The following is a 19,182-nucleotide window of genomic DNA, read 5'->3' on the forward strand; positions in this document are numbered from 1 at the left end:
ATTAGAGGGATTTTCAATTGGAACTAGGTGGAATGTAAATATCGAAGTAATTATTGGACCAGGACAGGCTGTAGTTGTTCTTATTCAGGAAATCCTCCATTATGGCCGCAATATTGTTGTTATGATAATAGGAGTTTTCAGAAGTACTTGATAAATAATCTGGTCGCGGCTCTGAAAATTTTACAATGGTTTCAAATTTTTGCATTAGTATAACGGGAAGTTCGTCTCTATTCTTTTGAGCGGAGAAAAGCTTCTTCTTAAAACTTAAGGAATCATAAATCCACGGCCAGGAATTATACATATATGGCTTGGTATCTGTCAGAAAATGAATCATGGGTGATTTATCATAAACTAATAGATAATCCGCTGATTGGACATAATTGGGTAATACTTCTAACACTTCGTTAAGGATATCTGCACGTTCCTTAGTTGTATATATAGCTTTGGCAAATGGACTTTTTATCGAATAGGTTTTATCCAATCGAGATCCCGAATCAAAATAGGCCTGTTGAGACCAACTGTAAAGTTTCAACATCATAAAAGTGATGAAAAACATGAGGACAAAATGCTGACCATTAAAGGACTTTAGTTCATAAAACTCAAGTCTTGGTATTTGGTTCAAGACTGAATCACCTTGAGACCAACGTTGTAAAACATAAAAAAACAAGGGCAACGACAACCAAAGAGATGCATACCCAATTGATGTAATCCCTCCTCCGCTACCAAATGGTAACAAGAATTGCATCAGGAATCCCATAAAACAAATCAAGTGTATTTCCTTATGAGCAGCAGACCATCTTATGCCAAATACACCAATATAACCTAAAGCATAAAACCCATGAATATAGCTAATCTTAAACCACAGCAATGACAGGATCAATACAAGACCTAATCCCAGCCATTTAAGCCAACCTAACTTAAATCGGCTTCTTAGTAAAAAAGCTCCTACTATGCCCATAGATGCCAACAAGGCCCATACACCGATTTTTAAGTAATTACGAACATAAATTCTTAAAAGGTCTATAACATTATGCGAGCTTTGATCCGTACTTCCTATATCAAATAAACTTATGATCGCCCTCTTCATTATATCTAATTGCCCAAGTAGCAAGAGAAGCAATGCCACAAGACCAAATGCACCAAAAAAACCAAACTTAAAAGTACTTATTGGCCTTATCATGGCTTTAAAACCCCCATCTTTTAAGCCATACCACATTGGAAACACCAGTATTAATGCAAATTGACTTAGATTAGGAAGTCTTGAAAATACATTTAGCCCAATAACCAGTCCAGATAGAAAAAGGTATTTCAAATTATTTTGGACCAATCCACGATGCATCAATAACATGCTGAGTACGGCCAAACAGGCAGTAATATGATTGTTGTAAAAAAGTAAATAACCAAAATCGTTTATGAATAAGGTCATTATTAAACCAAGCAATAAAAAGTCTTGCCGTATAAAGGGTTTTAATAATTGATAGGCCAAATACATGGTTGTGGTATTCACAAGTATTGCTAGTATGCGCAGCCATAAGATGCCCCCCCCGGGAAACAGTTCATACCAAATACCACCTACCAACCCGGACAACCAGTATACAAAATTGTATTCCACCGAATCGGCATCATTAAAAAATTGCTGGTAGAAGGTCGCCGCAAAACCATCATCGCAAACATCCAGGCCTTGAAAAGCCAATACCAATTGAATCAGTATTACACCAAGAAAGGTAAATCCAACCGCTTTTTTATTTTGAAATTGATCAAGAAATGAAGTCACGATGCCGCCATTTAATTGGTCGAAGATATCAATTTTGAAATGCATTCACAGATAAAATTGAATTACCTTTATACGATTACAAAGTCATGCTCCCAATGGATTTACGAACGGTACTTAAAAGCCCAATTGTTTATACCAGTTATCAAAAGCTAGTTGGAGGGTATCGCGCCCGACGAAAGTTTGTTGAAGACTATTTGGATCTTAATCCCAATCAAAGCCTTTTGGATTTTGGGTGCGGTCCGGGTGACATTCTTGAGTTTTTACCTGAGCTCGACTATACCGGTGTCGATATTGACCCCATTTATATTGAAAAAGCGAAGGCCAAATACGGGCATAGAGGTGAGTTTATTTGTTCTAAGCTCAAAGAACTTGATCTACCATCAGGCAAAGCTTATGATTACGTTATTGCCACAGGGGTGTTGCATCACATGGATGACAAGGAATGTTTGAGCTTTATAAAATGGGCTAAAAGCATCCTTAAACCAAATGGTAAACTGTTAACGCTGGACGGTTGTTATATTCCCAATCAAAACAAAATTTCTAAATTCTTAATCGACAACGATCGCGGAAATTTTGTAAGATCTGTTGATGAGTATACGAAACTCATGTCCTCTCAATTTGATACGGTCAACCGAACAATCGAGGAATCCTATTTTCATATACCCTACACGCTGCTTATTATGAGCGGCGAAACGTCTTAAAGCGCTTTACTGCGTTTTCTATCCACTTCTTTTAAAAGAATCTTACGTAATCGTAAATGGTTAGGTGTTACCTCTACATATTCATCCTTTTGAATGTATTCAAGAGCCTCTTCAAGCGAAAACTTAATGGCTGGGACAATCTTAGCCTTATCATCAGCTCCAGCTGATCGTACATTGGATAGTTTCTTTGTTTTGGTAACATTAACTACCATGTCATCTCCTCTTGAATTTTCACCAATGACCTGACCCTCATAAATATCCTCACCTGGATCCACAAAGAATTTACCGCGTTCCTGAAGTTTATCTATTGAATAAGGGATCGCTTGACCGTTTTCCATGGATACAAGAGATCCATTTAAACGTTCTGGTATGCCGCCCTTTACAGGTTGATACTCTAAGAAACGGTGCGCCATTATGGCCTCACCTGCAGTGGCGGTTAACAAACTATTTCTTAGTCCTATAATTCCTCGTGATGGAATAATGAACTTACAAACCATTCGATCACCCTTGGCCTCCATGCTGGTCATTTCACCCTTGCGCATAGTCACAAGCTCTATAGCCTTTCCAGATACAGCTTCTGGGAGGTCAATGGTCATTTCTTCAAATGGTTCACATTTTACACCATCAACTTCTTTGATAATAACCTGTGGCTGCCCAATTTGTAATTCGTAACCCTCACGACGCATGGTCTCTATCAAAACAGATAAATGCAATACACCACGCCCGAAAACCATAAACTTATCCGCAGAGTCTGTTTCTTCAACACGAAGGGCTAAATTCTTTTCAAGCTCCTTAGTAAGACGTTCTTTAATATGTCTGGAGGTTACAAACTTTCCATCCTTACCAAAAAATGGAGAGTCATTAATAGTAAAGAGCATACTCATGGTAGGCTCATCAATAGCAATGGTTTTTAGTCCTTCAGGATTCTCAAAATCAGCAATGGTATCTCCTATTTCAAATCCTTCAAGTCCAACAATAGCACAGATATCACCTGCTTCTACAGATTCCACTTTCTTACGTCCTAAACCTTCAAAAGTGTGTAATTCTTTGATTCTAGACTTTACTATAGACCCGTCTCGTTTTACCAAAGACACAGGCATACCCGCCTTTAACTCGCCTCTTTGAAGACGACCAATGGCAATCCTTCCTGTAAATGACGAATAATCCAATGAGGTAATCAACATTTGCGTGGATCCTTCTTCAATTTTTGGAGACGGTATGTGCTCAATGACCATCTCTAAAAGGGGCTCAATAGAATCTGTTGGCTGGGTCCAGTCCTCACTCATCCAATTCTGCTTAGCAGACCCATAAACGGTAGGAAAGTCCAACTGCCATTCCTCAGCACCTAACTCAAACATTAAATCAAATACAGCCTCATGAACCTCATCAGGAGTACAATTCTCCTTATCAACCTTATTGACTACAACACATGGCTTCAATCCCAGATCCAATGCTTTCTGAAGAACAAAACGTGTTTGCGGCATGGGTCCTTCAAAGGCATCGACCAGTAATAACACTCCGTCGGCCATGTTTAAAACACGCTCTACCTCACCCCCAAAATCGGCGTGACCAGGAGTATCAATAATATTGATTTTAGTCCCTTTGTAGGTTACGGACACATTTTTAGAAGTAATGGTGATACCACGTTCGCGCTCTAAGTCGTTGTTATCCAGGATTAATTCGCCAGTACTTTCATTATCACGAAACAATTGGCAATGGTACATAATCTTATCTACCAAAGTTGTCTTACCATGATCTACGTGTGCAATAATTGCAATGTTTTTAATCTGAGCCATTTACGATGCTGATTTTAAGCGCGCAAAGGTACACTTAATTTTAGCTATTAGGCTCATTTAAACGATTTATCTGTAATTTAAATTATCTTTGCACCTTAATTTCAAGCACACATTTGCATGGACTATTCTGCACTTCCAAATATCAAACACCAAGACAAAAATCAATTCTTCCTTTTATCCGGTCCTTGTGCCATTGAAGGGGAGGACATGGCTTTAAGAATTGCCGAACAGATTGTCACAATTACCGATAAGTTGGGCATACCTTATGTTTTTAAGGGAAGTTTTAAAAAAGCCAACAGAAGTAGAATTGATAGCTTCACCGGAATTGGGGATGAAAAAGCATTGAAAATCCTTCATAAAGTTGGACAAACCTTTGATATCCCTACCATTACCGATATTCATGAAGTTTCAGATGCGGCGCTGGCAGCCAACTATGTAGATGTACTTCAGATTCCTGCATTTCTGGTTCGCCAGACGGATTTAGTGGTGGCTGCTGCCAATACTGGCAAAGTGGTAAACCTCAAAAAGGGGCAATTTATGAGCCCAGAGGCTATGAAGCACGCCGTTAAAAAAGTTCAGGATTCTGGAAATAATCACGCCTGGATTACAGATCGAGGGACCATGTTTGGCTATCAGGATATGATTGTGGACTTTAGAGGTATCCCAACTATGAAGGCATTTGCGCCAACGGTATTGGATGTTACCCATTCACTTCAACAACCAAACCAAACCATAGGAGTTACTGGAGGTCGTCCTGAAATGATTGAAACCATTGCTCGCGCAGGGGTTGTCAACAATGTAGATGGTTTATTTATTGAAACACATTTTGATCCAGCAAATGCCAAAAGTGACGGCGCTAATATGTTGGACTTAAGCAGGCTGGAAGGCTTGTTGTCAAATCTCGTAGCCATAAGAAAAACCATCAATGGGCTATAAGCTTAGAATCATCGGCATATTAATTCTGTCATTTATGTATGGCTGCAAAAATCAGGATGCAGAGAAGGCATCTAATTCTTCGGTTTCTTCAGTTCAAGAAAATGATGATGTATTCTTCAAAGGTTCTGGAGACGAATGGCAATTGCAAATCACTGAAGACCAAATACGTTTTAGATCAGATTCTTTGGGATTCGAGTCTTTTATAACGCCAACTACTGAACCCATTAGAGTTGCAGACGCAAACATTAAGAACTACAGAGTCGAAGTTGAGTCTGGAACATTGGATGTTCGCATTGCTCAAGGCCCATGCAACGATTCTGTGATGGATTATGAGGTAGCTATAAAGATTAAAAGAGGCATAGATAAAGAATTTACTCAGTTCAATGGTTGCGGCACCTATCTTTTAGATGATCAAACCAGTGGTACATGGGAATTGTCAAGCTTATGGACTGAAGCGGTTTCTGTTGAAAATTTTAGAGAGCAACTCCCAAAGATTGAAATTACACCTGAGGACAAACGTTTTGCAGGCTTTGGTGGCTGCAACCAGATCAACGGATCCCTATTTACAGAACAGAATCTAATCCGGTTTACAGATATAGCTCAGACGCGAATGTTGTGTGCCCCTCCCAATCAGGAGGAGGATTTTTTAAAAGCCTTGCGATCCAGCACACATTACAGTATTGAAGGGGATCTACTAATTCTAACAAATCCAGACCGCGAGACGCTACGATTTAAGAAGATCAACTAACCCAAGAGCGGTTTATCCACATGTTGCCGTGCTTCATCAATAACGAATAAAAGGACCTCGTCATTTATATCCTCCAACTGCTTATAACGAAGGGACCGCACTAATTTGCGTTTTTCAGACACCATTAGTTCTTGATATTTGGTCATGTACTTACTGTGATAAAAACCAATATCAACAAAGTCTTTACTTTGATTAATGTAGCAGATGGGCTTTTTACCAATATAAAAACAGGGAATACTCCATTTGTACATCATATCGGCCTCAGGTGCTGCGTGTTCAATGAGTAGTTGCACATGAAGCATAATGGACTTATAAGGTTCGGGTTGTTTTAAAATGTAAGCCTCTGCAGGATTCATAGCATTAAATATATAATAATCCGTTTGTCCAGTTAGTGCTAGTCTTGGATAATATCATTCAGTTTGATTACATTTAGCCTTGCAAAATTTCAATACATACTATTTCTATCATGTTTAAAGTTACCGTACTCTACAACAATCCAGAAGATAAAACCGCTTTTGACAAGTACTACAAAGAAAAACACATGCCCCTTGTCAATCAAATTGAAGGCATTTCGCGCATTGAGTTAACGGAAATCATCAGAGGCCCGGGAGGTACAGCGAGTGACCACCACTTAATGGCCGAACTTTACTTTACCAGTGAAGAACAAATGAATGAGTCTATGAGTTCCCCTGAAGGACAGGCTACTGTAGATGACCTGGCACACTTTGCCACCTCTGGAGTAACCATTCTAATTGGAAATACAGTTAGCTACGTCTAGTAACTTTTATTCAGATCCGTTGACGTACTCTTGCAGGTAATCAAATCTGGAGGTTAGTTTCCCTTCTCCATTGGTGATTTGAGCACGGTCTAGAATACCGTCTTTATCCCCATTAAAAAAAGCAGGAATCACATGCTCTAAAAAGGTTTCACCAAATCCTTCACTGGCATCTTTTGGTAATTCGCAAGGTAGGTTATCGACGGCCATGACCGTAATGGCATCATTTGCATCAAAAGCCACCTCTGTTTCGGTCTGTGGATCATAACCATAAAAAGGCTTAGCAATCGTAGACGGTCTTATGGTACTAGCCACAGGACCATCAATATCACAAGAGATATCGGCCACCAGATTGATATGAAACTCAGGATTTTTGGCATCCTCACGTGTGAAAAAATAAGGAGAATTATTCCCATAGAAATGGCCAGCAATAAAATAGTCGGTGACTTTAGTATAGGGCATAAAATTACTTTCATAACCCGATGGATCTTTAAAAAATTCCCATTTGTCCCCTACTTTGCCGTCTTTGCGTTTGGTGTACTCCATCACATCAATCATGCAGTACACAGGCTCGGTAAAATCAGCCGTTAGGTATAAGGCATCCTTAATTTCTTTAATACCTAAATGATCCAAAATCTCTTTAGCTCCATAGGCCACTTTACCAGTTCCAGATAGTAGAATCTTGATATTGGGAACGGTGATTTTATCCAATTCGGCTTTAACTGCATTTAAATCTTCAAGGGTTTCTACTTTAGGTAATTGATACAAGTCATCACGTAATCCCAACGCTCTAAAGCCATTATAAGCCCCAACGAGTCCAGCATACCTTCCAAAACCTATCAAGCGAGCCCCATTGGATTTAACAATGGTCTCATGGTCAAACAATTCTATCTTCTGTTTAAGAATTTCTTGAAGCAGGCCACGGTTATACGGTTGCTTTTTTATGGTATGCGAAAAGAAAAAGTACTTCTTCCCAGGAATTAAATTTTCTAGAGGTACTTCCTTTACGCCAATCATGACATCGGCTTCAGACACATCGTCCTTGACCTCAAAACCAAGCGCTTCGTAGGCCGCGTCCGGAAATACTCTAATGGCTGATCTTTCAATAATAAAGCGTGCTTTAGGAAATTGTTCCCTGGCCTTAACCAGCATTTCAGGTGAAAAAACAACCCGGCGATCTGGTGGATTTTTTCGCTCGGTAATAATGGCAAATGTCATGTGGAAGTCTGGTACAAAATTTGCACGAAAATACTAGGATTTAAAGCCATATGCAAAGATTTTACTAACTTCGCTGCCCTTTTAATTCTAAGGTCTTTAACATATTGGGGTCGACTGGTTTTGACAGCAAGATGAATGAAATGGTAAGCACGTCGTGTAATGACATTGAGACACGTAAAAGGCTAGGTCAAACTTTAAACGGCGAAAATAACTACGCTTTAGCTGCTTAATAACTGAATTATAGTAAGTTCAAGCCTCGGCGCACTAGGTGCGCAAGCTAAATGTCTCCTGAAAGCCTTGGTTAGTGGCGTTCTTTAATGAGGCATCGTAAAAATTAACTAAGATGCTGTAGCGCTTCGATTCAGCTTCGAGATTAAGAAGCTAAGTACTAGATAGGTTGTTTTTTACCGGTCTGGTATCGAAAACCAATAAAAAACTAAACGTGTAGAAAGCCCTTTGGTTCCTTGTTTGGACGGGAGTTCGATTCTCCCCGACTCCACAATTAAGCGTAACTTCGTTACGGATTTAAACATAAAAAGTGCATCAAGATAACTTGAATGCACTTTGTTGTTTATAGACGTCGGGGCTGCAAGGACGTGAAGTTACATTTACAGAATGGGAGACGGTGGAGAACAATACAGTTAATCCCTCACTCAAATATCAACCTTTCTAATATTCGAGACACCTGTCTGGAACAGACAGGCAGTTGTATTTGCAACTTTGGACTCACTAGAGAACAACACAGTTAATCCCTCGTCCCTAAACAATTGAACGAAGTTATTTTGATTAACAATGCTTTAAAAACCTTTAATGATATTTAAATAGAAATAAGCCTAGGCAATTTTCATTAGGACTTAACTTAACAATAATTTGAAAAGGATTAAACTCCGTATGCTGGTATCTCGATGATCACCAAAAAGTATATTACTATTATATAAATCAAGATTACTATTGCAAAAACTAAGGCTAACTTAGCAAGTTTCTTATACCGTAACAGCCATAAAATCAGCGATGCTATTAATAGGATGATGAAGGCTATTATCATAATTCAAATTTTACCTAAAAAATAGAATGTATGAGTATTCGCTACGCCAGCGAGTAGAATTGACTGTATGTAATGACCAAAGACGTGATTCTTTACTTTGTTAATTTCAATCTTAATTGAATTACCTGGATAATTTTTATTATGCCATTCTAGGGAGTAAATAAAATCATCTTCATCAATTGGTGTAATTTTTTGGGTTACATATGTTATTGGACTAGTAAATTCTGATTCTAAATCGAATGTAGAATTAGGCATTCCTTCAATTTTAGTAATGAATAGTTTATTTATTTCAATTGTACCGGAAGTGTCTAACATCTCATAACTAGACTCACCCGTATTTGAATCTATTAAAGTGCTGACTCTTTTTGTTACTTGATATTTACCAGTAATTGGGAGCTCTAATTTTTGAGCATTAACCAAAGTGAAAGAGACCAACACCAAAAAAGCTAGGGTGATTCTTAAAGATTTCATATTAGTAATTGATATGATTGACTGCATAAATGTAAACTTTTTCTTTCAATCAAAAATCAAATACTTTTTTATAAATTCTTTAATGACTTAAGACACTACATGTCATACACTTAGACCATTAGCCCCGCTAATTTTGCAAGTACAAAACCTCAATACTTTGTACGATGAGAAAATTAGTGTTTACATTGCTTCTATTATGCGCCTGGGCGGTTGCTATCAACTTGTTAAGTGCATAAATTCAATCCTTTGCGTTTCTTTTTTAATAAGGAAGATACTTGCACTTTAATAGGTATTAATTGAGTCCATATTTTGAAAGTTCAACTTGTATCATACAATCAGCAATGGCCGGAGCTTTTTCTTAAGGAACAGGCAGTATTAAAGTCAGCCATTGCAGATGATTTGGTGCACATAGAACATATTGGTAGTACGGCAGTTCCAGAGTTGGCTGCCAAACCCCTTATTGATATCATGGTGGGACTCCCCTCTTTTAAAGAGGTATCACAGCATATTCAAGCCCTGGAAAACATCGGCTATCAGTACATCTCAAAATATGAAGACCAAATGCCAGAACGCCGGTTCTTCACAAAATCTCAAAATGGTCATACTTCCCACCATGTTCATATGGTTGAATTAGGATCTAAATTCTGGGAACGTCACCTCTTATTTAGAGATTATTTGAGAACCCATGAAGTCACGCGAAAGCAGTATCAGGATCTGAAACTAGAATTATCAAAAAAGGACTGGAACACCGGCAATGACTATGCCCAGGCAAAAAATGAATTTATTAGAGCCATTGAAGCGAAAGCAATGGGCTCTTCATAACTCATTAAAATTGCAAACGACCGAATAAACGATTGACCTCCGTTTCAGTAATGGTAAAATAGCCTTCCTGGATCTTACCATTGTATTTCAGCTTCTCGGTAGGTTGCCCATCATCTGGACGCAATATGGTAACGCTGGTCTTGCCAAGGGTTTTTTCCTTACCATATTTTTCAGTCTTATTGGTATACATTTCCATTACATAGGTACCAATCTCATAATCGGTCTTGTCAAACACGCTAGTAATGGATTTAACCATATGAACCCGTAGACCCTCAATCTGCGCATCGTTGGCCTCAAAATCCATATAGCCCTCCCCTTGTGCAGGATCGGATTCATATACTGGGAAGGTCATACGGTAATACTTAATATTGCCATCCAAACGGTACTGAAGCTTAATGCCGTTTTTAGTTTTGCCAACAAACATGGTAGGAGTATCAAGCTTGGCAAAGGATATGTCCTCCGTTTGAGAAAAGCAAATAACAGGTACGATTACGAGAGCTAAAAGTAATTTCATAATGACGAATTTAACGCAGTCGAAATTTAAACTAACTATTTGAATTAGGAAGTGGAAGTACCACTCTTTTTAGAATATATAATTATTCTTACTTTTAAATCATCAAGAAATTCTCAATGCTCAAGTTGCTAAAAATTGTTTGATACAACCTATTTCCACACCTCTATTTTACGAACATGCCTAAATCTAAATTTTTATTAAGCCCTGCTGATAAGCTGTCTATCTTAATTGCTACTATTGCGCTTATCTCCACCTTATTTACTATTTACATTCAGTTTTTTTACCAAGTTACGAGTCTTCAAATAGGTAATACAAAAATAGTTAGTGTTAATGATTCTCTAAGTCGTAAACTAGATATTGATGTATTGCTTTTAAATTCTGGAACCAATCCAGTGGCCTTTACGCGTTGGTATTCGTTTTTATCAGCTGATAAATCTTTAACAGAAGGTATTTGCTATGATGGTATGTTCAATCTTGAAAATACCGCCTTGTATACCTCTGGGTGTAGTACTAATATCAATGAAGTTATTGAACCTAATTATGTCGAATTCATGAGCTTAGAATTGGTAATCGATAATACAATTCTGAAGAAATATATCGCATTAAACAACAAAGATGAAGTGGACAGTAACCCGTACTTAAATGTCGGTATCAATCTGGAATTTATTGATTCAAATGGTGAGAAAAAAACCAAGGAAATAATTATTGGAATGGTGCAGTTTTCTGATGAAGGTACAACGGTTGCTTCATTTCAAACTGATCCCAAAAATATGATTATCTATTAGTGCATTAGACATTAAAACGTAGGTATAAAAGATGAACTACAAAGTTATTATTAATACACCAAAATCGATTAGCTATGACCCATAAAGAAGTTATTAAATCAGGACAGGGCGAAAACTATAACTATTCTCAGGATCATTGTTTTGTTAAATTATCGTCGTTAAAAACTAATGGCGAGTTGTGTTTTGTTGAAGATCTGTTGAAACCAGGATTTTACCTGGGGCGTCATCATCATAAAATCATGACAGAAACCTTTTACATTCTGGAAGGAGAGGTCGAGTTTATTTTTGATGATGAAACTGTAATCGCCCATGCTGGAGACACCGTTACAGCCCCACCCAACGTCTGGCATGCAGCCAAATGCGAGAAAGGTGGTAAAATGCTCACCATTTTTAAGAACGGCCGTTTTGATCAATATCTAAAGAAGCTATCGACTATGTCTGATATAGATTTTCAAGATCAAGATCTTATTCGCCAAGTCAATGCCGAGTATGATATTTACGAAGGCTGATTTTACCAGATCATCACACCCAAACGACCTCCAACATTGTAAGAATGAAAGGTATCCTTAAAGTTTTCTGTTGTATAGGTAGGTTCGGATGCATTGATATCATCAATTACTCTCACCTGTAAGTCCGTGTTTATATGGTTATAGTTGGCATAAAGACCTATGTACAACTGCTTTGACAGCATATGTCTGAAATAGAATTCACTTGTAGTAACATTACCACCTTTTGGAATAAAAATAGCATAGTCTATAACATCCTCATCTGTAACGTCTTCACCAATTGGAATTAACTGCACTTTGGTATCGGCAATAGAGGAATACCCAAATTGGAAGTTCACACCAACGCTGGTCTTTCCTTGATTAAACGGCAATTGAAAATAGGGACCAACACTATATTTACTGGAACCAACAGCCTGAGCCAATATATCATAGCCTTCATTTTGAAATTGATTTGTTATACTGGGATCTACTTGCAGCGGAAAGGACTGTATTCCAACACTACCACCAATTCCAATGTATTTATTAAAGAAATAGGCTCCTTCAAGATCCATAGCAAATCCTGTTTTAGCAATTAAACCAAAATCTTCGTTCCCATCTAATAGCTGAGCAAAGGAGGCCTTAACACCCAGAAAGGCTGGTTTGTTATAATTGGCATCCTTCTTTTGCGCATAATTAATCTCATTTTTACCATCTTCTTTCCACCAGTTATCATTAAGGAAATAGGCCAATTCTGTTAAAGAAATTCCTAATCCAGCACCAACCAATACATCCGAAGACCAGTGGCGATTATTCAACTGTCTAAATACCCCAGTAATAGCAGCAAGTATATAGGCACCAATACTGTAATATGGGCTGCGCTCGCCATATTCCTTATGAAAAATATGCGCTCCCATAAAAGCGGTTGCCGTGTGACCAGAAGGGAATGAATTATTAGCAGAACCATCTGGACGTGGCTCGGCGATGGTATATTTTAAGGTTTGAATAACGATTAAATTCAAAGCCAGGGAGGTGGCCATAGTTGTTGTTTTACGCCAGGTCTTATGCTTACTATTTACCCCAAAGGCGTCAAATGCATAAACCCCTATGTACGGTATGAACTGAGTGTAATCATCCAAATGATTTTCAAAGTTTGGAAAATACCGTTGTATAAATTCATAGTTGTCAATCCTGTTTAAAAACCCAGTATCCTTGTACGTAAATAAGCCCAACCCAATTAAGGCCCCCGAAGCAATTAAAGATGCACCAGTATCAGTCGCATACCACTTTTGTTTCTGGTCTTGCTGTTGTAACAGCACCTCATTAAAAATTCCTACCGCCTCTTTTTGGCGCTTTAAATCCAGATCATAGCCCTCACCAGAGGTCATGATACCAAGGTCTCCTACAATATTATTTTGCAATTTTATGGACTGGTATTCCACAAAAAAATGTTCTCCATAGTCGAGTTGCTGCTGTGAGAAACTATTAAAAAAAACAATGAGGGCAAGGATGAGAAAGGTAATTTTAGATTGCATGTGGTGTGGTTTTAAGGCAATGTTAGCAATTCTAAATTAAGGAATTTATGAGAATGGTCATAATTAGTCTCTAATGTATTTAGAAATTCTTTTTATAGTGTATAGAACAAAATGACTCAATACAATCTGCGGAATCCTATTGTTAATTAATCTAACTTTTTGAAAAAAACTCTTACATTGTATAGACAAAGCTAAAATTCAATCCATACAACATGAAAATCGCTCTAATCATAATTTCCTTAAGTTTTTCATTTGTTCTTTATGCCCAGGAAATCCCAGAAAAGGAAGTGGCTAGCAAGGTTAATGAGGTTACCATTTTCTTAAAAGACGCTCAGGTCACAAGGAAGAAAACAGTGGCGCTCCCTAAAGGGATCTCAGTGGTAAAATTTGTAAAGCTATCCCCATTCATTAAGGCAAAGAGCGTACAGCTAAAAACAAACAGTAAAGTCACTGTCTTAGCAGTAAATCACAAGCAAAATTACAAAGAAACCACAAAAGCCTCATCCCAACTAGAGGCTCTTGACCAAAAACTCAAGAATTTACAAGATAAGCGGGAAATCGAAAAAACCTATTTAGGAATATTATCCAAGGAACTAAGTTTTATGGATGAAAACCGGGACCTCAGCGGAAAGAACGAAGCCATTTCAGCTAGTAATCTGCAACAATCCGCTAGCTATTACAGCACTCGTATAAGAGAGTTAAAACTCAAAGAGGTAGAACGTAATAAAAATGTGCGTGAACTTAATGACGCCATAAGGCAAGTTGAAAAAGAGATTGGTAATATTAGGAACACCAAAGAATTTCCAACAGGTGAAATCATGGTAAAAGTGGACTGTAAAAATAGTACCAGTGTCCCAATGGAATTATCCTACGTGGTAAAAAATGCCAGTTGGTTCCCTACCTATGACATTCGAGCCAAGAACATTAAGGAACCTGTTAATTTGGTTTACAAAGCCACCGTTCAGCAAGACACTAAGGTCGACTGGAATAATGCCAAAGTTACTTTTTCTACCGCCGACCCAAATATATCGGGGGTAGCCCCTGAATTAAAAACCTATTACTTGGACTACTACACCTTACCACCCACCTACGGACGATTGGAATCCAATACCATTTCTGGTGTGGTTATGGACGCTAATAACAACTATCCGACACCAGGTGTAACTGTCATGGTCAAGGAGACCACTATTGGCACTACCACCGACTTTGACGGCCGATTTTCCATTACCCTACCAAACGACCAGAGCGCCTTGGTTTTCTCCTATATTGGATTTAAAACGCAAACCATTTATCCAAAATCCAATAACATCGTAGTCCGTCTCGAAGAGGATGCCGAAACTTTAGACGAAGTTGTTGTTGTCGGATATGGGAGTAAGAAAAATGACGTTAGAATTCGTGGAGCTTCAAATTTAGCAGGAGAGGCTGTTGGATTAAGCGTCGAAGATTCACAATCGAAACAAACAATCGAGCTCGATCAAATTGACAACCAGACTTCGGTTAGTTTTGAGATTAAAAAACCGTATACTATAAAATCCGATAATGAAAGTTATACGGTGGATATGGAATCCTATGAACTTCCCGCCCACTATCAATACTTCTCAGTACCAAAAATTAACAATAACGCCTATTTAATTGCCAATATCAGCGATTGGGAGAAATACAATTTGTTAGAAGGTGAGGCCAATGTATTTTTTGAGGAAACTTATGTTGGTAAAACCTTACTCGATATCAGATACGCTGCAGACACCCTTCAAATCTCATTGGGTAGGGACAAACAAGTATCGGTAAAGCGTGAGAAACTAAAAGAGTACACTACCAAACAATTTATTGGAAGTAAAAAAGAGGAGACTCGAGGCTATTTGACGACGGTTAAAAACAACAAAAAAGAAGCCATTAATATGGTGATTTTAGATCAAATACCCATCTCCCGCCTCGAAGAAATAGAGGTGAGTTGGAAAGACATCTCTAAAGGTAAGTTCGATAAAACCACTGGAGAGGTCAAATGGGAGTTTGAAGTTCCACCGGCCGGAACCAAAGCGTTTAATTTGCAATACTCTGTTAAATATCCCAAAAGTAAATCTCTTATTATCGAATAGCTTATAAGCTTAATATGAACATCCACTTTGAAACCGATACCGTCTTAGTTCGCGACTTTATAAGTACCGATGCTAATGGGATTTTTGATTTGGATACCGATCCAGATGTGATGAAATTCCTGGGTGGAGTCACCTTAAATGAACTTAGCGAAGCGCAGTCTTTGGTAGATGACATCATCTGGCAATACCAGGAGTTTGGAATGGGCCGATTGGCTATAATCCACAAAGGGACTGATGAATTTGTAGGTTGGACCGGGATCAAGCGTGAACGAAAGCTTAGAGACTTTGTGTATTACGATATGGGCTATCGCTTACGTAAAAAATTCTGGGGTCAAGGTATTGCCACTGATACGGCCAGGCTTTCTTTAAACTACGGTTTTAATGAGCTGAACCTGAAAGAAATCAATGCCGCTGCCGATATGCTTCACTTTGCCTCGCAGAAAGTTCTACTCAAATCTGGGATGCAACCCCACGGTACGTTTTACTATCTAGGCGAAGAACACAACTGGTACAGCATCGATAAAAAACGCTGGGAAAGTCTTAACTTTAAGACATAGATGTCAGACGTTAAAAACATATCGCTTGTTTTAGGAAGTGGCGGTGCCAGAGGGCTAGCCCATATTGGTGTGATTCGATGGTTGGAAGAACATGAGTACCATATAAAATCAATAGCCGGTTGTTCCATCGGTTCTCTTATAGGTGGTGCCTATGCCGCTGGAAAATTAAATGAATTGGAGACCTGGATGCGCACCATCGACAAATTGGATATTGCCAACCTTTTGGATATTTCATGGGGTAGCGGAGGACTATTTAAAGGCGAAAAAATAGTTAATACCCTAGTGAATCTTTTGCAAGATCAAAAGATTGAAAACTTGCCCATTCCCTTTACAGCTGTAGCGGCCGATATTATTACTGAGAAGGAAGTCTGGCTCAATACAGGATCCCTGTTTGACGCCGTTAGAGCTTCGGTCTCTTTACCCCTGTTCTTTACTCCTGTTCGTTATAAGAATAGCTTATTAATTGATGGCGGTGTTCTAAATCCAGTCCCCATTGCACCTACTTTTAATGACGAGACCGATTTAACCATTGCCGTTAATCTTGGTGGACCCTTAGAGCAAGAACGGGAACCTCAGAAACCACTTGATAATGATCAATCTGCCTGGGATCGGTTTCAGGATCGCGTCAAAGATTTTTTTGATCTGAGTAAAGAATCTGATGAGGACACATTAAAAAAATGGGGCATGTATGAAGTGGCTGATAAAGCCTTTGACACCATGCAAAGTGCCATTGCCAGGCAAAAAATTGCTGCCTATCCACCCGATGTTGAAATTGTCATTGCACGCAATGCCTGTGGTACCCTTGAATTTGATAGAGCTGATGAAATGATTAATTTGGGTTACAGCAAAGCACAGTCAGCGTTTGACACCTATACTAATTCATAAAATTATGAATACTTGTTTTGTTTACAAAACTGATCAAAAAAAATCGCCTAAGTTCATACAATAGAAACTTAAGTATATGTCCCTTAAACAACTGAAATATCCCATTGGGATTTACAACCCAATTAAAAAGCCCTCAGAGAAGCAACTGAACCAATGGATTGAGGACATTGAAAGTTTTCCTGAACGCATATCAAAACTCACAAGACAATTAACTACTGAGCAATTGCAATGGAGATATAGACCAGAGGGCTGGTCTATCAAACAAGTGGTGCACCATTGTGCCGATAGCCATCTAAACAGCATTATGCGATTTAAGTTAGCGTTGACGGAAGATAAACCAACCATTCGCCCTTATTATGAGGACCGATGGGCTGAATTAGTCGATGGTAATTATGATGATCTGTCAACCACCTTGTTCTTTATTGAAGCGCTGCATGCCAAATGGGTCAAGTTGTTACGCTCTTTGAACACGGAGGATTTGGCCAGAGTATATGTTCATCCTGAGCACAAGGCCGAGTTTAATTTAGCCGAAACCATAGGCAACTATGCCTGGCATGGAAACCATCATTTGGCTCACATTGAAAACGCCTTAAAATTCAAAGGTAATTTCCCCGAAATAGAGAATTAAAATACTGGAATTTATTAAATTTGCTCCAATCACAGCATTATTCTAAAAATTAAATCTTTAACTAATGAGTGACGGAACAACCTACAAAGCACCTAAAACCAATTCCATGGCTGCTATTAGCACCTATGTGGTTATCTCAATCGGTGTTTTTATTTATGGGCTCTTTAAAATTGAATCTACTTTACTTTTTAAGGTAGCTTTACTTATAACTGGCGTCCTAATCTTTACCTTGCTTGAGTATATTTTCCATCGATTTGTTTACCATTCTGGCGATGACTATTTAGCCGAAGAGAATTGGCAATACAAGGTTCATGGGGTACATCACGTACATCCAACTGATAAAGACCTCTTAGCCATGCCTATCCCATTGGCCATTTTGTTAAGCTCTATATTTTTTGGAATTTTCTGGTTACTAATGGGAGTGAATACCTTTTTCTTTTGGCCAGGCTTCTTCATTGGATATGCAGCTTATTTATATGTCCACTATATTGTCCATACACATAAACCCCCTTCGAATGCATTAAAGATTTTATGGTCGCACCATCATCTGCATCATTATGTATACGATGACAAAGCTTACGGAGTGAGTTCTCCACTATGGGATGTGATATTTGGGACCATGCCACCAAAAGGCCAGCCAATTCCCAGACAGAAACGACGAAAGGCGTCAAAGCAATAAAAATAAAAACCAGCAATTAGCTGGTTTTTTGTTGGCATAAAATTTGAAGAGTCTTTATTAAAAGTAACACCCCATGAGATTCAAATTATTTTGCCTTGGTTTCCTTGTTTTTTCTTTTTCAGTGTGCACATCTCAAACGGATCCAAGTAAGGAGAAGCTTGTTCAAGGAGCTGTGGCACTTACCAATTCACAAGTTACTTACGACCCTAGTTATTTTTCCATTGCATACCCAAATGGGGATGTGCCTTCCGATAAAGGAGTGTGTACAGACGTAATCATAAGAGCTTATAGAACTGTAAACATTGATTTGCAACAACTGGTTCATGAAGACATGATAGAGAACTTTTCTGCCTATCCAAATATTTGGGGATTAACGCGGCCAGATTCCAATATTGATCATAGACGTGTGCCTAACCTAATGACTTTTTTTTCGAGACATGAAGCCAACTTGCCAATTACAAATAATCCTTCCGACTACCAACCTGGTGATGTTGTGGCATGGAATCTTGGTGGATCGGTAACCCATATTGGAATTGTAAGTAATAAAAAAACTGCTGATAAAAAGAGATATCTCCTTGTCCATAATATTGGCGCCGGTCAGGTTTTAGAAGATTGCCTGTTCTCATATAAAATTATAGGACACTACCGCTATCCAAATTGACTCGAGTCAACGCTTATCACCATACCTCCCCCATTTTAAAATGTTTTATGATACAAATTCACAGTTTCAAGCCG

20 protein-coding genes and 1 other RNA gene are annotated in these 19,182 nt (G+C 38.4%); 14 read left to right on the forward strand and 7 right to left on the reverse strand.

Translation table 11 applies throughout. The features are described from left to right. Positions 1-13 precede the first annotated feature (13 nt). Entirely contained in the window at positions 14-1,819 is a 1,806-nt protein-coding gene (locus DN064_RS05715; protein ID WP_115461665.1) for a glycosyltransferase family 39 protein, read from the reverse strand. A 50-nt stretch (positions 1,820-1,869) separates the two neighbouring features. Between DN064_RS05715 and DN064_RS05720 the strand changes: the two genes are divergently transcribed. Further along, complete coding sequence (locus DN064_RS05720; protein ID WP_157962246.1) at positions 1,870-2,475, forward strand: class I SAM-dependent methyltransferase; 606 nt, start codon at positions 1,870-1,872, stop codon at positions 2,473-2,475. Here the strand turns inward: DN064_RS05720 and typA are convergent. Beyond that, positions 2,472-4,271: a translational GTPase TypA gene (typA, locus tag DN064_RS05725; protein WP_115461667.1), complete on the reverse strand. Its 1,800-nt coding sequence runs from the start codon at positions 4,269-4,271 to the stop codon at positions 2,472-2,474. The genes DN064_RS05720 and typA overlap by 4 nt on opposite strands. A gap of 117 nt (positions 4,272-4,388) precedes the next feature. On the opposite strand from typA, the gene kdsA reads away from it, so the two are divergent. Next, positions 4,389-5,207, forward strand: a complete 819-nt coding sequence (gene kdsA / locus DN064_RS05730) for a 3-deoxy-8-phosphooctulonate synthase (protein ID WP_115461668.1) — start codon at positions 4,389-4,391, stop codon at positions 5,205-5,207. Then, positions 5,197-5,955 (forward strand): META domain-containing protein, encoded by a 759-nt coding sequence (locus DN064_RS05735; RefSeq protein WP_115461669.1) that lies wholly within the window; start codon positions 5,197-5,199, stop codon positions 5,953-5,955. The genes kdsA and DN064_RS05735 overlap by 11 nt, the downstream gene beginning before the upstream one ends. Here DN064_RS05735 and DN064_RS05740 read toward each other — a convergent pair. Beyond that, a complete protein-coding gene (locus DN064_RS05740) occupies positions 5,952-6,311 on the reverse strand; it encodes a DUF1801 domain-containing protein (protein WP_115461670.1) in 360 nt (119 codons plus the stop codon). The genes DN064_RS05735 and DN064_RS05740 overlap by 4 nt on opposite strands. A 110-nt stretch (positions 6,312-6,421) precedes the next feature. Between DN064_RS05740 and DN064_RS05745 the strand changes: the two genes are divergently transcribed. Beyond that, a complete protein-coding gene (locus DN064_RS05745) occupies positions 6,422-6,733 on the forward strand; it encodes an EthD family reductase (RefSeq protein WP_198659405.1) in 312 nt (103 codons plus the stop codon). A 6-nt stretch (positions 6,734-6,739) separates the two neighbouring features. On the opposite strand, the gene DN064_RS05750 is transcribed toward DN064_RS05745, so the two are convergent. Beyond that, the gene (locus tag DN064_RS05750) at positions 6,740-7,948 is read right to left on the reverse strand and encodes an NAD(P)-dependent oxidoreductase (protein WP_115461672.1); all 1,209 of its coding nucleotides are present in this window, start codon (positions 7,946-7,948) and stop codon (positions 6,740-6,742) included. A gap of 106 nt (positions 7,949-8,054) precedes the next feature. On the opposite strand from DN064_RS05750, the gene ssrA reads away from it, so the two are divergent. Beyond that, positions 8,055-8,450, forward strand: a transfer-messenger RNA (tmRNA) gene (gene ssrA / locus DN064_RS05755). A 546-nt stretch (positions 8,451-8,996) separates the two neighbouring features. On the opposite strand, the gene DN064_RS05760 is transcribed toward ssrA, so the two are convergent. Then, complete coding sequence (locus tag DN064_RS05760) at positions 8,997-9,464, reverse strand: hypothetical protein (RefSeq protein ID WP_157962247.1); 468 nt, start codon at positions 9,462-9,464, stop codon at positions 8,997-8,999. Between the two features lie 309 nt (positions 9,465-9,773). Here DN064_RS05760 and DN064_RS05765 point away from each other — a divergent pair, with 309 nt between their 5' ends. Continuing rightward, a complete protein-coding gene (locus DN064_RS05765; RefSeq protein WP_157962248.1) occupies positions 9,774-10,286 on the forward strand; it encodes a GrpB family protein in 513 nt (170 codons plus the stop codon). A 4-nt stretch (positions 10,287-10,290) separates the two neighbouring features. Here the strand turns inward: DN064_RS05765 and DN064_RS05770 are convergent, their stop codons facing one another. Beyond that, positions 10,291-10,800, reverse strand: coding sequence for a hypothetical protein (locus DN064_RS05770; protein WP_115461675.1), 510 nt, complete (start codon positions 10,798-10,800; stop codon positions 10,291-10,293). A gap of 176 nt (positions 10,801-10,976) precedes the next feature. Between DN064_RS05770 and DN064_RS05775 the strand changes: the two genes are divergently transcribed. Beyond that, the gene (locus DN064_RS05775; protein ID WP_115461676.1) at positions 10,977-11,585 is read left to right on the forward strand and encodes a hypothetical protein; all 609 of its coding nucleotides are present in this window, start codon (positions 10,977-10,979) and stop codon (positions 11,583-11,585) included. 74 nt (positions 11,586-11,659) lie between these two features. Further along, positions 11,660-12,094: a cupin domain-containing protein gene (locus DN064_RS05780; RefSeq protein ID WP_115461677.1), complete on the forward strand. Its 435-nt coding sequence runs from the start codon at positions 11,660-11,662 to the stop codon at positions 12,092-12,094. Between the two features lie 2 nt (positions 12,095-12,096). On the opposite strand, the gene DN064_RS05785 is transcribed toward DN064_RS05780, so the two are convergent. Then, a complete protein-coding gene (locus DN064_RS05785) occupies positions 12,097-13,602 on the reverse strand; it encodes a phosphatase PAP2 family protein (RefSeq protein ID WP_115461678.1) in 1,506 nt (501 codons plus the stop codon). Between the two features lie 212 nt (positions 13,603-13,814). On the opposite strand from DN064_RS05785, the gene DN064_RS05790 reads away from it, so the two are divergent. From DN064_RS05790 to DN064_RS05815, 6 genes are all read left to right on the forward strand, one after another. Next, positions 13,815-15,698 carry a mucoidy inhibitor MuiA family protein gene (locus DN064_RS05790; RefSeq protein ID WP_115461679.1) on the forward strand — a complete coding sequence of 628 codons (1,884 nt, stop codon included), beginning with the start codon at positions 13,815-13,817 and terminating at the stop codon, positions 15,696-15,698. A 14-nt stretch (positions 15,699-15,712) separates the two neighbouring features. Beyond that, positions 15,713-16,255, forward strand: a complete 543-nt coding sequence (locus tag DN064_RS05795) for a GNAT family N-acetyltransferase (RefSeq protein WP_115461680.1) — start codon at positions 15,713-15,715, stop codon at positions 16,253-16,255. Then, a complete protein-coding gene (locus DN064_RS05800; RefSeq protein ID WP_115461681.1) occupies positions 16,256-17,140 on the forward strand; it encodes a patatin-like phospholipase family protein in 885 nt (294 codons plus the stop codon). Positions 17,141-17,216: 76 nt separating this feature from the next. After that, positions 17,217-17,768, forward strand: a complete 552-nt coding sequence (locus tag DN064_RS05805) for a YfiT family bacillithiol transferase (protein ID WP_115461682.1) — start codon at positions 17,217-17,219, stop codon at positions 17,766-17,768. Between the two features lie 64 nt (positions 17,769-17,832). Beyond that, complete coding sequence (locus tag DN064_RS05810) at positions 17,833-18,447, forward strand: sterol desaturase family protein (protein WP_115461683.1); 615 nt, start codon at positions 17,833-17,835, stop codon at positions 18,445-18,447. Positions 18,448-18,520: 73 nt separating this feature from the next. After that, on the forward strand, positions 18,521-19,108 hold the full coding sequence (locus DN064_RS05815) for a DUF1287 domain-containing protein (RefSeq protein ID WP_115461684.1): 588 nt from the start codon (positions 18,521-18,523) through the stop codon (positions 19,106-19,108). The last annotated feature ends 74 nt before the right edge of the window (positions 19,109-19,182 follow it).

Source organism: Winogradskyella aurantiaca (genome assembly GCF_003362725.1).
Lineage (GTDB): Bacteria > Bacteroidota > Bacteroidia > Flavobacteriales > Flavobacteriaceae > Winogradskyella_A > Winogradskyella_A aurantiaca.

Coding starts and splice junctions, on each gene's coding strand:
- DN064_RS05745 (WP_198659405.1), top strand. CDS start 6,422: ATGTTTAAAGTTACCGTACTCTACAACAATCCAGAAGATAAAACCGCT.
- DN064_RS05805 (WP_115461682.1), top strand. CDS start 17,217: ATGTCCCTTAAACAACTGAAATATCCCATTGGGATTTACAACCCAATT.
- DN064_RS05750 (WP_115461672.1), bottom strand. CDS start 7,948: ATGACATTTGCCATTATTACCGAGCGAAAAAATCCACCAGATCGCCGG.
- DN064_RS05785 (WP_115461678.1), bottom strand. CDS start 13,602: ATGCAATCTAAAATTACCTTTCTCATCCTTGCCCTCATTGTTTTTTTT.
- DN064_RS05740 (WP_115461670.1), bottom strand. CDS start 6,311: ATGAATCCTGCAGAGGCTTACATTTTAAAACAACCCGAACCTTATAAG.
- DN064_RS05760 (WP_157962247.1), bottom strand. CDS start 9,464: ATGAAATCTTTAAGAATCACCCTAGCTTTTTTGGTGTTGGTCTCTTTC.
- typA (WP_115461667.1), bottom strand. CDS start 4,271: ATGGCTCAGATTAAAAACATTGCAATTATTGCACACGTAGATCATGGT.
- DN064_RS05800 (WP_115461681.1), top strand. CDS start 16,256: ATGTCAGACGTTAAAAACATATCGCTTGTTTTAGGAAGTGGCGGTGCC.
- kdsA (WP_115461668.1), top strand. CDS start 4,389: ATGGACTATTCTGCACTTCCAAATATCAAACACCAAGACAAAAATCAA.
- DN064_RS05795 (WP_115461680.1), top strand. CDS start 15,713: ATGAACATCCACTTTGAAACCGATACCGTCTTAGTTCGCGACTTTATA.
- DN064_RS05770 (WP_115461675.1), bottom strand. CDS start 10,800: ATGAAATTACTTTTAGCTCTCGTAATCGTACCTGTTATTTGCTTTTCT.
- DN064_RS05775 (WP_115461676.1), top strand. CDS start 10,977: ATGCCTAAATCTAAATTTTTATTAAGCCCTGCTGATAAGCTGTCTATC.
- DN064_RS05715 (WP_115461665.1), bottom strand. CDS start 1,819: ATGCATTTCAAAATTGATATCTTCGACCAATTAAATGGCGGCATCGTG.
- DN064_RS05790 (WP_115461679.1), top strand. CDS start 13,815: ATGAAAATCGCTCTAATCATAATTTCCTTAAGTTTTTCATTTGTTCTT.
- DN064_RS05735 (WP_115461669.1), top strand. CDS start 5,197: ATGGGCTATAAGCTTAGAATCATCGGCATATTAATTCTGTCATTTATG.
- DN064_RS05720 (WP_157962246.1), top strand. CDS start 1,870: ATGGATTTACGAACGGTACTTAAAAGCCCAATTGTTTATACCAGTTAT.
- DN064_RS05780 (WP_115461677.1), top strand. CDS start 11,660: ATGACCCATAAAGAAGTTATTAAATCAGGACAGGGCGAAAACTATAAC.
- DN064_RS05815 (WP_115461684.1), top strand. CDS start 18,521: ATGAGATTCAAATTATTTTGCCTTGGTTTCCTTGTTTTTTCTTTTTCA.
- DN064_RS05810 (WP_115461683.1), top strand. CDS start 17,833: ATGAGTGACGGAACAACCTACAAAGCACCTAAAACCAATTCCATGGCT.